This is a genomic window from Rhodococcus sp. FW305-130 (genome assembly GCF_058788335.1).
The window spans coordinates 221,675-235,012 of record NZ_JBYTAP010000002.1 but is presented as its reverse complement, the minus strand read 5'-3'; the positions used below and the strand labels follow the sequence as shown (position 1 = coordinate 235,012).

Sequence of the window (13,338 nt, the reverse complement as noted above, 5' to 3'; positions counted from 1 at the left end):
TCGATTACGCTGGGGCTCATGACCAGTGGAGAACCAGTACTCATCCCGGCCGGAACCGTGTTCACGCCGGAGGACCTGACGTTCTATGCCGATCGCGACTCCCGCAGTCTCGACGACGCCATCGCCGAAGCCGACCTTCTTGTCAGTTGCCCACACTCGGGTTCCGCGATTCCAGCAGAACTCTCACGTTTTCTCGCACCCGAGTTCACACAGCGGCTGCAATTCGACTTCACCGACATGTCCACCAGTCCCATCGTGCGCCGTTGGGCCGAAATCGATTCGCGCATCGTGTACGTGGAGAATCCGCACCCTCGCATGATTCGCGATCCCAACCGTGCGAAGCCCGAAAACCTGGAAGCGTCACTGCGCGAAGCCTTCGCCCGCGTCCACAAGGCCGGTGCAGGCAACAAAGCAGACCTCACCGGCGTCGACGCAGTTCGCCCTGTCACCTTCTCGTTCTACCCCCTGTTGCTCGAGCCGACCGACGACGCGGGCTGGAAGAACCTCGCCGAGACCTTCACCGAGACAGCCGAACACGGTTTGGGTGTCTACGAAAGAACTCGCGACGCACTGATCGAAGCCATGGTGGAGAAGAGCTTCGAACTCGGTCGATCGTTCACGACGTTGTCGTTCCACGACACGATGAACCACACCACCCGGCGGGACGGCGCCGTCAATGTCGAACGGCCGGAAGCAGATCAACTCCCCGACGTCGTCGCACTCTCCAATCGTGGCGACCACCACGGCAATCGACGCGGCGACAATCCCGTGACGATGGATCCGGAGCACATTCGCACACTTGCGGTCTCACATCGCAAGGGATTTCAGGTCGACGATCCAGATGCCGTCGCTCTCAATCAGCCGTACCTCGGCAGTTTCGAAATCATCCGAGCCGGAGCCAGATTCGCCGAATTGAGCGCCCGCGCCGCCGAAGCCGGGATCACGTTGAGTGCGGTTCAGGCCGAATTCAAACGAGAATTCCTACTGGGGAACGAACTGGCCGCATACATCATGGAACCCGGCCTCGACTGGCCTACACCCGACGCCGAACGGGTGGACCAGCTCGCCCACGCGTGCAAGGCGAGCTGGGACCACTACCGCAACAGCTGACTCAGCGATATCACTCAGGCTGACTCAGCGGTATCACTCAACCGAGTACCACTCCGAACACCGCGCCGGCCGCAATCGTCGTGACGGCCAAGATGATGGTCGGCAGGAAGAACGAGTGGTCGACGAGCTTGGAGCCGAGCTTCGTGCTGCCCGAGAGGTCGAAGTTCGCAGCTGCGATCTGTGAACCGTTTGTCGGCAACAGATAGACACCGGCAAAGGCTCCGGCCCACATGCCGCTCACCAGGCCGGGTGCAATCCCGGCAGCGAGACCGATCGGCACGATGGTCCTCGTCGCGGTCGACTGGCTGGTCGTCAGGACACAGACCAGGAAGACACCGAGCGCGAAGATCCATGGCGCGGCGTTGACCCAGTCGCCGACGGTGCTCGTGATCAGCTCCGAATGTGCGCTGATGAACGTGTCCGTCAGCCATGCCAGACCGAACAGCGCGATGGCCGAGACCATGCCGGCACGGAACACCGTCGACGAGGGCACGTCGGCAACGTTCGGGCGGCACACCAGCAGGATCAACGTACCCACGACGAACATCAGCATTTCGATGATCGGTGTCATCCCCATCGGGGAACCGTCGGCGGCTTCGGGGCGAATTCCCTTGAACAGGCCGAAGATCACGATGGCCAGAACGCCGGCCAGAAAGATCAGTGCCGCGTTTCGTCCGGTCTTCGTCGAGACGAGTTCGGTCTTGGACGCTGCACCAGGTCCGGCCAATTCGCCCGACTTCATCTTCGCCTGTATGTCCGGGTCGTCGTCGAGATCCTTACCGAGCCTGTTGACCGCGATGGAGGAGAGGACGATGCCGACGACAGCGGCCGGGAAGGTGATCTTGATGATGTCGATGAGTTCGAAATCGTAAGGCGGCACGTCGGTCAGCGTGACCATCGCCGCCATCGCCGCGGACACCGGACTACACGCCAGCGCCACACCGGTCGAGACAACCGACAGCGACAGCGGCCGTGACGGCCGCACACCGTTCTTGTACGAGACGTCGTAGATGACGGGGAGCAGCGGGTAGAGGATGTTGGACGTACCGGCACCGACCGAGAACAGGAATGACACCAACGGCGCGATCAGCGTGATCTGTTTCGGGCGAGATTCGATCAACTTGGCCGCGATGGTGACCATCCAGTCGATACCACCGGCCGCCTGCATCATCGACGACGCGAGGACAACGGACAGGACGATGAGGAGAGCGTCGACCGGCGGACTGCCGACGTCCTCTCCGAAGACGAACACGAGGACGGCAACACCTGCGCCGCCCCACAGACCGAGAGCGACACCGCTCGATCTGGTACCCATGACAATCGCCCCGAGCACTACCGCCAGCTCGAGGACAATCTTGACTGCTTCCATCAGGCACTCGCCTTCTCGATAACAAGAGAATCGCTATAACAGGGCAAATAGTATGCTCTGCACTTCGGCTGCGGGCACGAACACGCTGTCGGTGGGAAGGGGCAATATGGTGGTCGTGACCAATGTCCTCGGTAGGTTCTCGCCCGCCACACGCGAGTGGTTCGGTGGCGCGTTCAGCGCTCCGACTGCTGCGCAGCTCGGTGCCTGGGAATCCATCGCAAGTGGCTCTCACACACTTGTCGTCGCACCCACCGGCTCCGGCAAGACATTGTCGGCGTTCCTGTGGGCTCTCGATCAACTCGCCGCGAAGGACGAAGGCGAACGCGCCACCAAAGTCCTCTACATTTCGCCACTCAAAGCGCTGGGCGTGGACGTCGAACGGAACCTTCGCGCGCCGCTGGTCGGCATCACACAGACTGCGAAACGTCTGGGCCTCACCCCGCCAGAGATCACCGTCGGTGTTCGTTCCGGCGATACGTCACAGGCCGATCGGCGCTCGTTGATCAAGCGTCCTCCGGACATCCTGATCACGACGCCGGAGTCGTTGTTCCTCATGCTCACCTCCGCTGCCCGGGAAACACTGGTCGGCGTCGACACCGTGATCGTCGACGAGGTTCACGCGGTGGCGGGTACCAAGCGCGGCTCGCACCTTGCGCTCTCTCTGGAACGTCTGGACGGCTTGCTCGAGCGTCCGGCGCAACGCATCGGATTGTCGGCCACTGTCCGTCCTCACGAGGAAATCGGGCGGTTCCTCGCCGGTTCGGCACCGATCCGAATCGTGGCACCGCCTGCCGCCAAGACCTTCGACCTCACGGTCCGTGTCCCCGTCGAGGACATGACCGAATTGGGTATCGCGACGCCCGCCGACGGTTCCGAATCCCCCACCCCGCAAGCCGGTTCGATCTGGCCCCACGTCGAGGAACAGATCGTCGACCTCGTGCTCGATCACCGATCGTCCATCGTATTCGCCAACTCTCGTCGCCTCGCCGAACGATTGACGGCCAGGCTCAACGAGATTCATGCAGAACGCATCGGTCTGGCCGTCGAGAAAACACCTCGCCCGCCCGCGCAGATCGGAGCTCCCACCGAGGTCAACTACGGCGCAGAACCCCTCCTTGCTCGCGCCCACCACGGATCGGTCAGCAAAGACCAGCGAGCCCTCATCGAAGACGATCTCAAATCGGGTCGATTGCGATGCGTCGTCGCCACCAGCAGTCTCGAACTCGGAATCGACATGGGCGCCGTCGACTTGGTCATCCAGGTGGAGGCGCCGCCCTCGGTTGCCAGCGGCCTGCAACGTGTCGGTCGCGCCGGCCACCAGGTCGGCGAGATCTCACGAGGCGTCGTCTTCCCCAAACATCGCACCGACCTGATTCACTGCGCGGTGACCGTCGAGCGCATGGTCGAAGGCAAGATCGAGGCGATGGCCGTTCCCGCCAATCCCCTCGACATCCTTGCCCAGCAAACTGTTGCGGCCACTGCACTCGAGCCGATCGACGTCGACGACTGGTTCGAGACGGTGCGCCGAAGCGGTTCCTTTGCAACGCTTCCCCGTTCGGCCTACGAGTCGACTCTGGATCTGCTCGCCGGGCGGTACCCCTCGGACGAGTTCGCCGAATTACGTCCGCGCCTGGTCTGGGATCGCGAGTCCAACACTCTGACGGGCCGCCCCGGTTCGCAGCGCTTGGCAGTCACTTCCGGCGGCGCCATCCCCGACCGCGGCCTCTTCACGGTCTACATGGTCGGTGAGAAAGCATCAAGAGTCGGCGAACTCGACGAAGAAATGGTCTACGAATCCCGGGTAGGCGACGTCTTTGCGCTCGGCGCCACCAGTTGGCGGATCGAGGAGATCACCTTCGATCGGGTTCTGGTCAGCCCCGCCTACGGCATGCCCGGTCGTTTGCCCTTCTGGCATGGCGACGGACTCGGTCGCCCTGCCGAACTCGGACAGGCGTTGGGACAATTCGTTCGAGAGACCGCGCTGGGTAACCAAGCCGACGTCGTCGAGCGTTGTCGCGTGGGCGGGCTCGATCACAACGCCACAACCAATCTGATCCAACTCGTCGGTGAGCAGAAGAATGCCACCGGGCAGGTCCCGTCGGATCGAACATTGGTTGTCGAGCGCTTCCGCGACGAACTCGGCGATTGGCGTCTGGTGCTGCATTCCCCGTACGGCCAACGGGTTCACGCACCGTGGGCCCTCGCCATCGGGGCCCGCTTGCAGGAACGATACGGCGTCGATTCCAGTCCGACGGCCTCCGACGACGGCATCATCATCCGTCTCCCCGACACCGAGAACGAACCTCCCGGCGCCGAACTGTTCACCTTCGACGTCGAGGACATCGAAGATCTGGTCACCCAGGAGGTGGGTGGCTCGGCATTGTTCGCCTCCAGATTCCGCGAATGTGCCGCCCGCGCACTGCTTCTCCCACGCCGCAATCCCGGCAAGCGTGCTCCACTGTGGCAGCAACGTCAGCGGTCGGCGCAACTGCTGGACGTCGCTCGCAAGTTCCCGACATTCCCGATCCTGCTCGAGACCGTGCGTGAGTGCTTGCAGGACGTCTACGACCTGCCGGCACTGAAGGAATTGTTCGGCAAGATCGAACGGCGCCAGATTCGAATAGTCGAAGTGGAGACGCCCTCGCCTTCACCGTTCGCAAGTGCGCTCCTGTTCAACTACGTGGGCGCGTTCATGTACGAGGGCGACAGCCCCCTGGCCGAGCGACGCGCCGCCGCACTGTCGTTGGACTCCACGCTGTTGGCCGAACTCCTCGGCCGCGTCGAACTGCGCGAGCTGCTCGACGCCGGAGTGATCGAGCAGGCAGAACGTGAACTGCAACGGCTCGCTCCGGACCGCAAGGCCAAGGACCTCGAGGGCGTCGCCGACCTCCTCCGTATGCTCGGCCCGCTGACCACAGAAGAAGTCACCGAACGCTGTCTCGAGGATCCGGTCTCGTGGCTCGACAAGTTGGTCGCAGACAAACGTGCCCTCCACGTCTCCTATGCGGGCGAGAGCTGGTGGACCGTCGTCGAAGATGCAGCGCGCCTTCGCGATGGACTCGGCGTTCCCCTACCCATCGGGGTTCCGGCCGCGTTCATCGAGCCGGTCGATCAGCCACTCGACGACCTCCTGAGCCGATACGCACGCACTCACGGACCATTCACTCTCACGGATGCGGCTGCACGCTTCGGTATCGGAGTATCCGTCGCGCGTGACGTTCTCGGTCGGCTCGCGCTCGAAAAGCGTGTTCTCGAAGGAGAATTCCGCCCGTCTGCAACTGGGAGCGAATGGTGCGACGCCGAAGTCCTGCGCCGCTTGCGGCGTCGCTCGCTCGCCGCGGCACGGCAGGAGGTCGAGCCGGTCAGTACCGCAACGCTCGGACGTTTCCTTCCCGGTTGGCAGCATGTGGGCGGCACGCTGCGCGGAATCGACGGTGTTGCAACGGTAGTCGATCAACTTGCCGGCGTTCCGATTCCGGCGTCCGCTCTCGAATCGTTGATCCTGCCAAGCCGAGTCGCCGACTACTCCCCCGCGATGTTGGACGAACTCACCTCGACGGGTGAAGTCCTGTGGTCCGGATCCGGAGCAATCTCCGGCAAAGACGGGTGGGTATTGCTGCACCCCGCCGACCTGGCACCGATCACGCTCAATTCGCCCGCCGACACCGACGTCTCGGAGTTGCAGAAGCGCATCCTCGACCTGCTGTCCGGCGGCGGTGCCTACTTCTTCCGCCAGTTGGTCGACGCGTTGCAAACTACGGAGTCGGCTGCAGACACGGTCGACAGTGCGGTGACGACGGCACTGTGGGAGTTGGTGTGGCTCGGACACATCGGTAACGACACCGTGGCACCGCTGCGCGCACTTCTCTCGGACACCACCAGAACCACCACAAGTCACCGATCGCCTCGACGTGTTCCTCGTGCCCGTCCGTACCGCGGAATGGCGCGCGCTTCCACCCCGGCGCGCACGGGACCGGCAACCGCTTCCGGTCGGTGGTTCCAACTGCCGGCCATCGAACCGGACCCGACCATCCGGGCGCACGCCACGGCTGATCTGTTGCTCGAACGGTACGGCGTCGTCACCCGCGGATCGGTGATGAGCGAGAACGTGCCGGGCGGTTTCGCGTTGATCTACAAGGTACTGAGCACGTTCGAGGACAACGGGCGCGCTCGACGCGGATACTTCGTGGACACCCTGGGCGGCGCTCAATTCTCGACGCCTCCCGTGGTCGACCGATTGCGCACGTTCGGTGATTCCATCGAGGGGCGCCACACCTCCTCGGCTGCAGTCACTCTCGCGGCGTGCGACCCGGCCAATCCATACGGCGCCGCACTACCGTGGCCGGCGTCGGGGGGCGAAGAGTCACCCGGACACCGGCCCGGGCGTAAGGCGGGAGCACTGGTGGTTCTGGTGGAGGGCGAGTTGGTTCTGTTCGTCGAGCGAGGCGGTCGCACCATCCTGACATTCACCGACGACGGTGGAACTTTGCGCCTGGCAGCACTGTCGCTTGCCCAGAAGGTGACTTCTCGCGCTGTCGACAAATTGGTAGTGGAGAAGGTCGACGGAGAGACCATCCACGGCAACGATTTTGCTCCCGTCCTGGTCGAAGCCGGCTTCGCGGCCACCCCTCGCGGATTTCGGTTGAGGTCATGAGGATTGAGGTCATGATGGTTGCGATCGTGAAGTGCTGGAGCGGCGACCATGCCTGAGGGCGATACCGTGTGGCGGGCCGCCAACGATTTGCGCGCTGCCCTGGCCGAGAAGGTACTCACCACCTGCGATGTCCGCGTTCCTCGCTATGCCACCGTCGATTTATCGGGACATCGTGTGGATTCCGTCGCCAGCCGCGGAAAGCATCTGCTGATCCGCGTGGGCGAAGCGTCAATTCACACGCATCTGAAGATGGAGGGTCAGTGGCAGATTTATCGCCCCGGCGAGCGCTGGCGCAGACCCGCCCATCAAGCGCGCATAATCTTGGCCACCGAAGACTCTGTAGCAGTGGGCTTTTCACTGGGAGTCACCGAGATCCTCGAACTGGGGCAGGAACAGGAGGCCGTCGGGCACCTCGGACCGGACCTGCTCGGGACCGATTGGGACAGTTCCGTGGCCGTCGAGAATCTTCGCGCTGCAGACTCCGTACCGATCGGAATCGCGCTCCTGGATCAGCACGTGATGGCCGGACTGGGCAACGTGTACCGCAACGAGATCTGCTTCCTACGAGGCATTCACCCGAAGACGCCGACACACCGCGCCGGGAACCTCGACGCGATTGTGGATCTGTCATTCCGCACCATCAACGTCAACAAGTCGCGTCGCATCCGGGTCACCACCGGCGACACCCGCCCAGGTAGGCAAACGTGGGTGTACGGCAGACGCGGAAAACCTTGCCGCCGATGTGGAACCCGCATCAGAGAAGACACCCTCGGACCGGATCAGCTCACCGAGCGAAATATCTTCTTCTGCCCCGCGTGCCAGCCGTTCACGCCTGGTTAGCGTTGATCAGCAGCCGGACGCAATGGCGCACAAATCGCTCGCGCTCGACGACGATCGAGCCGTCCAGATAACCGATGAACAGTGTGAACAACGCCCCGACCAGCCCGACTGCCACCAGCTGCTTGTCCACCGGATCAGCAATCTCGGACAACTGGTCGTACACCAGGTCCACGAACGCCGGCATCGATTCGATACCGCGTCCGCTCAGCACCGGCTCCGAGAGCGGAGCGATCAGAAGCACTCGCCCCATTGCCGGGTCGTCGACCATCAGCTTGACGAAAGCGTCGACCGCAGCGGTGGCGACTGCCTCGGATGTCGTCTCGGACTCCACTGCCGTCGCGAGCGCCGACTGCGCGCGCTCGGCGACAAACGTGTGGACCGCGACAACGTACTGATCGCGATCGGTGAAGCTCTCGTAGAAGTACCGCTCGGTCAGACCAGCGGCCTTGCAGACCGCTCGCACGTTGACGGCCGGACCGTCGACCGCACCGAGCAGTGTCACTCCGACGTCGAACAACGTCGCCTTTCGAGTGGCCCTGCGTTCTTCGATGCTCACAACTTCCCCACTTCGCCGACACTTGTTCTTCAATGCACCCGGTACTCGATCCTTGACTACCGCTGTTGTCGATCCTAATCTGACAACATGCGTAGTCAACTTGGCGACAGCAGCACCCCGGTTCCCCTCGGTCCGGATTCCCTGACCTGGAAGTATTTCGGCGACTGGCGCGGGATGCTCCAAGGTGTCTGGGCAGGTTCGATGCAAAACATGCACCCTGGTCTCGGCGCCGGGGTCGAGGAGCACTCGCAGTTCTTCGACGAGCGCTGGGAACGGCTGTACCGCTCGCTGTATCCCATTGCCGGCGTGGTCTTCGACGGCGATCGCGCGCAGCAGACAGCCGAAGAAGTCCGTGGCTATCACACACGGATCAAGGGCATCGACAAGCTGGGACGCCGGTACCACGCCCTTGATCCCGACACCTTCTACTGGGCGCACGCGACATTCTTCATGGGCACCATCGTCACCGCCGAGAACTTCTCCGGTGGCCTGACCGAGGCCCAGAAACGACAACTCTTCACCGAGCACATTCAGTGGTACCGCCTGTACGGGATGAGCATGCGCCCAGTTCCCGAAACCTGGGAGGCATTTCAGGAGTATTGGGACCACATGTGCCGCAACGTACTCGAAGACAACAAAGCGACCCGCGACGTCTTGGATTTGTCGGGGCTGGGAAAGCCCCCGTACATGACGTGGCTACCCGATCCGTTGTGGCGGCTCACGCGGATTCCCCTCGCCCGCGGATTCGTGTGGCTGACAGTGGGCATGTACGACCAACCGGTTCGCGACCTTCTCGGCTACTCGTGGACCAGTCGCGATCAGAAAATTCACAACGCTGTCGGCCGCACCGTCAACGCCGTCTTCCGCCTGGTGCCGTGGCGATACCGGTATCAACCGCGCGCTCGCGCGGGGTGGGACCGAGCCAGCGGCAGAATTCCCGCCGGGGCTCCACTGGTCCACACGCCGGCCCGCAATCTACCGCCGCTCGAGCAGCGAGATAATCCGATGCACTACAGCCCGAGGGTCTGATCTGCCATGCTCTGAACATGGAGTGGGACCTGCGAACACTGCTGAACCGGCCGATCACGTCTCACGGTGCGCCGCTGGGACAAGAACGTGTGGCGGCGAGAACCACCGCGTACATCTACGGCAACATTCTTGTCCTTGCCGCACTCGTCCCGGTGACGAAATCTCAGGAATCACTGGGCGCCGCGATTGTGGTCGGCACGGCATTGTCGACGTATATCGCCCACACATTTGCCGAGAGCGTCGGCGAGAGCATTCGCAACGACCGCCGTCTCACCACCGCGGAGAGAATCGACTCGCTGCGCGATTCTGTCCCGATCCTCACCTCCGCGGTTGTTCCTGTCGCCATTCTCGCGACGGCGTGGTTCAACTTCCTGGAACCACGGACGGCGCAGTTGATCGCGGAAATCGTCTTGATCCTGCGCATCGGATCCACGAGTTACGTGATCAGCCGCCTTCACGGCGAGAAGGTCAGCACGAACACACATCTGGCAGCCTTCGGCCTCGCTGCCGTCGCCACCCTCATAGTCGGCTTGAAGATAGTGCTCACTCATTGACGAGCCACAACTGCAAATTGCCAGGCCTGAAGGGGTACTGCCGTTACCCGGCTGAGCAGTCACTCCCACCGAACCAGTGGCCGCCGCTACCGTGGACGACATGAGCATCCCGAGCCTGAAACTGAACAACGGCGTCGACATCCCCGCGCTGGGCTTCGGCGTCTACCAGACCCCGCCGGACGAAACTGTCGCCGCAGTCGAGTCCGCGCTGTCGGTGGGTTATCGCCATATCGATACGGCTGCGGCCTACGGCAACGAGAAGGGTGTCGGCGAGGCGATCCGGCGATCCGGTCTCGATCGCGGTGAGATCTTCGTCGAAACGAAAGTCTGGATCACCGACTACGGATACGACGAGACCTTGCACGCCTTCGACAAGAGCGCAGGCAAACTCGGAGTCGAGCAACTTGACCTCCTCATCCTTCACCAGGCGTTGCCGAGCGAGTTCGAGCGCACCATCGACGCATACAAGGCCCTGGAAACACTTCTCGCAGACGGCAAGGTTCGTGCCATCGGAGTCAGTAACTTCATGCCGGATCACCTCACCCGACTATTGGACGCAACGTCCGTAGTGCCGGCGGTCAACCAGATCGAGGTCCATCCATACTTCAGGCAGTCGACCTTGCTCGAGGCCGACGCCGATCACGGCATTCTGTCTCAGGCATGGTCACCGATCGGCGGAATCACGTTCTATCGCGACGGCTCTCACGGCTCAACCCTCGAGGACGCCACCATCGGCGCTATCGCTTCCTCTCACGGCAAGTCTCCCGCACAGGTGATGCTCCGCTGGCACCTCCAGCAGGGCCGCCAGGTGATCCCCAAGTCGGTGACTCCCTCGCGCATCGCGGAGAACTTCGACGTGTTCGACTTCGAACTCACCGCCGAAGAACTCTCCGCAATCGACGCACTCGACACCGGAGTTCGCGGTGGTCCCGAACCCGAGGTCATCACTCGCGAGAAGTTCGGAATCGAGATCCCCGAAGCGTGAAAAACCCAGCAGCTCGGGTGGTCTAGCTGGCGCTCCACCCTCCGTCGATGGTGTACGACGCCCCCGTCACCATCGACGCCTCGGTCGATGCCAACCAGCCCACCAGCGATGCCACCTCCGCAGGCTCGACCATCCGTTTGATTGCGCTCTCGGTGAGCATCACCTTTTCGACAACCTCGGATTCACTGATTCCGTGAACCTTTGCCTGGTCGGAGATCTGGGATCGCACTAGTGGCGTCAGGACGTAGCCCGGATTGACGCAATTGCTGGTGACACCGTGTGGGGCGCCTTCGAGCGCAACAACTTTCGACAGTCCTTCGAGTCCGTGCTTAGCCGTGACGTATGCACTCTTGAATGCCGAAGCGCGGAGCCCGTGGACCGAGGAAATGTTCACGATGCGACCGAAACTGTTGCGGTACATGTACGGCAGGGCGGCCCGAGCGAGGAGGAATGGCGCTTCGACCATGAGGCGCTGAATCTTCCGGAAGTCCTCGACGTCGAAATCCTCGATAGGACTGACCCGTTGAATGCCGGCGTTGTTGACGAGTATGTCCGTCTCGAGTGACAGATCCACGAGTTGGTCGGTGTCGAGGAGATCGACGGCCCACGCCGTGCCGTCGATCTCGTCGGCCAGCGACTTCGCGGCGACGTCGTCGAGATCGGCGACGGTCACGTGCGCGCCGCGGGCGGCAAGGAGTCGAGCACACGCCTCGCCGATCCCGCTGGCACCACCGGTGACCAGAGCAGACTTTCCGGTCAGCGTCATACAGACACACCGGCCCGCTCGTCGGCGAGAACACGGGCGTCAGCGGCGTCGACGGACTCGAGCGAGATTCCCTTGGTCTCCCGCGCGAAAACGACTGCAACGATGGTGACCAGGGATGCCAGCAGGAGATAGATCGCGATGGGGACCGAGGAGTCGAACTTGCTCAGCAATCCGGTCGCGATGATCGGAGCCAGTGAACCCGCCACGATGGACGTGACCTGATAACCCAGGGAGACACCGGAGTAGCGCATCCGAGTCGGGAACATCTCGGCCATGATCGCGGGTTGGCCTGCGTACATGAACGCGTGGAACACGAGCCCGATGATGATTGCCGACAAGATGACTGCATTGTGCCCGCTGTTCATCATCGGGAAGGCGAAGAATCCCCACGTTCCGGCGGTGACGGCGCCGATCATGTACACCGGGCGTCGACCGATCGTGTCGGACAGTTTGCCTACCAACGGAATCACTGCGAAGTGCACGGCATGTGCCATCAGCATCCACCAGAGGATGTGCGCCGTGTCCGCATGAACGACGACCTTGAGGTAAGTGATCGAGAAGGTCACCACGAGGTAGTACATGACGTTTTCGGCGAAACGCAGCCCCATCGCGGTCAACACTCCGCGCGGGTAACGCTTGACGACCTCGAAAACGCTGTACGAGGTTGCCTTGACCAGTTCTGCTTCCTTCTGCGCCGCAATGAAAATGGGAGCATCGGTGACCTTGGTCCGAACGTAGTACCCGACCAGAACGATCACCGCGGAGAGCCAGAAGGCAACGCGCCAGCCCCAACTCATGAAGGATTCGTCCGAGAGCGTCGACGTCAGGATCAACAGCACGACCGTCGCCACCAGGTTGCCCATCGGCACGCCGGCCTGAGGCCACGACGACCAGAATCCGCGCGATCGATTCGGGCTGTGCTCGGCGACCAGGAGTACCGCCCCACCCCATTCGCCGCCGACCGCGAATCCTTGGATGAAGCGCAGCGTGACCAGCATTGCCGGCGCCCAGTAGCCGATCTGACCGTAGGTAGGCAGGCAGCCCATCAAGAACGTTGCGGCGCCGACCAACAGCAAACTGAACTGCAGCAACTGCTTTCGGCCGAATTTGTCTCCGAAGTATCCGAAGACGATTCCGCCGAGTGGCCGCGCGGCGAATCCGACGGCGTAGGTGATGAAAGCCGCGATGATCGCATCCAGCTCGTTGCCGCCGCCGGGGAAGAAGACCTTGCTGAAGACCAGCGTGGCCGCCGTGCCGTACAGAAAGAACTCGTACCACTCGACCACGGTGCCCGCCATCGAGGCGCCGACCACCTTCTTCAGCCCCGATGGTGGGGCTTGGCTCTCGGGTTTCGGCATGTTGTCGACGCTCATCGTGGACTCCCTCGTCTTCAGTTCGCGATTCGCCTGCTCTTCACGATCAGGAATGTGACCGCTCGCACACTTTTTGTGACTCGATGAGTATCAGTGCAGATT

10 protein-coding genes are annotated in these 13,338 nt (G+C 62.5%); 6 read left to right on the top strand and 4 right to left on the bottom strand.

Annotated features, from left to right (window positions below; translation table 11 throughout):
- The first annotated feature begins 18 nt into the window (after positions 1-18).
- Positions 19-1,110 (top strand): N-formylglutamate amidohydrolase, encoded by a 1,092-nt coding sequence (locus AC3WQS_RS07205; RefSeq protein ID WP_492712108.1) that lies wholly within the window; start codon positions 19-21, stop codon positions 1,108-1,110.
- A gap of 37 nt (positions 1,111-1,147) precedes the next feature.
- Here AC3WQS_RS07205 and AC3WQS_RS07200 read toward each other — a convergent pair whose 3' ends face one another.
- Positions 1,148-2,479, bottom strand: a complete 1,332-nt coding sequence (locus AC3WQS_RS07200) for an anaerobic C4-dicarboxylate transporter family protein (RefSeq protein WP_020907057.1) — start codon at positions 2,477-2,479, stop codon at positions 1,148-1,150.
- Between the two features lie 106 nt (positions 2,480-2,585).
- Here AC3WQS_RS07200 and AC3WQS_RS07195 point away from each other — a divergent pair, with 106 nt between their 5' ends.
- Both AC3WQS_RS07195 and AC3WQS_RS07190 read left to right on the top strand, forming a co-directional pair.
- Positions 2,586-7,133, top strand: coding sequence for an ATP-dependent helicase (locus AC3WQS_RS07195; RefSeq protein WP_492712110.1), 4,548 nt, complete (start codon positions 2,586-2,588; stop codon positions 7,131-7,133).
- A gap of 48 nt (positions 7,134-7,181) precedes the next feature.
- Positions 7,182-7,973: a DNA-formamidopyrimidine glycosylase family protein gene (locus tag AC3WQS_RS07190; RefSeq protein ID WP_492712111.1), complete on the top strand. Its 792-nt coding sequence runs from the start codon at positions 7,182-7,184 to the stop codon at positions 7,971-7,973.
- Here AC3WQS_RS07190 and AC3WQS_RS07185 read toward each other — a convergent pair.
- Entirely contained in the window at positions 7,960-8,529 is a 570-nt protein-coding gene (locus tag AC3WQS_RS07185; protein WP_019747721.1) for a TetR/AcrR family transcriptional regulator, read from the bottom strand. The genes AC3WQS_RS07190 and AC3WQS_RS07185 overlap by 14 nt on opposite strands.
- Positions 8,530-8,616: 87 nt before the next feature.
- Between AC3WQS_RS07185 and AC3WQS_RS07180 the strand changes: the two genes are divergently transcribed.
- From AC3WQS_RS07180 to AC3WQS_RS07170, 3 genes are all read left to right on the top strand, one after another.
- Positions 8,617-9,558 (top strand): oxygenase MpaB family protein, encoded by a 942-nt coding sequence (locus tag AC3WQS_RS07180; RefSeq protein WP_019747720.1) that lies wholly within the window; start codon positions 8,617-8,619, stop codon positions 9,556-9,558.
- Between the two features lie 17 nt (positions 9,559-9,575).
- Positions 9,576-10,112, top strand: a complete 537-nt coding sequence (locus AC3WQS_RS07175; RefSeq protein ID WP_019747719.1) for a hypothetical protein — start codon at positions 9,576-9,578, stop codon at positions 10,110-10,112.
- Positions 10,113-10,212: 100 nt separating this feature from the next.
- Positions 10,213-11,097 carry an aldo/keto reductase gene (locus AC3WQS_RS07170; RefSeq protein ID WP_029537905.1) on the top strand — a complete coding sequence of 295 codons (885 nt, stop codon included), beginning with the start codon at positions 10,213-10,215 and terminating at the stop codon, positions 11,095-11,097.
- A 22-nt stretch (positions 11,098-11,119) separates the two neighbouring features.
- Here AC3WQS_RS07170 and AC3WQS_RS07165 read toward each other — a convergent pair whose 3' ends face one another.
- Together AC3WQS_RS07165 and AC3WQS_RS07160 are read right to left on the bottom strand one after the other, a co-directional pair.
- The gene (locus tag AC3WQS_RS07165) at positions 11,120-11,863 is read right to left on the bottom strand and encodes a 3-hydroxybutyrate dehydrogenase (RefSeq protein ID WP_029255017.1); all 744 of its coding nucleotides are present in this window, start codon (positions 11,861-11,863) and stop codon (positions 11,120-11,122) included.
- Positions 11,860-13,236, bottom strand: a complete 1,377-nt coding sequence (locus tag AC3WQS_RS07160; RefSeq protein WP_041815787.1) for an MFS transporter — start codon at positions 13,234-13,236, stop codon at positions 11,860-11,862. The genes AC3WQS_RS07165 and AC3WQS_RS07160 overlap by 4 nt, the downstream gene beginning before the upstream one ends.
- Positions 13,237-13,338 lie beyond the last annotated feature (102 nt).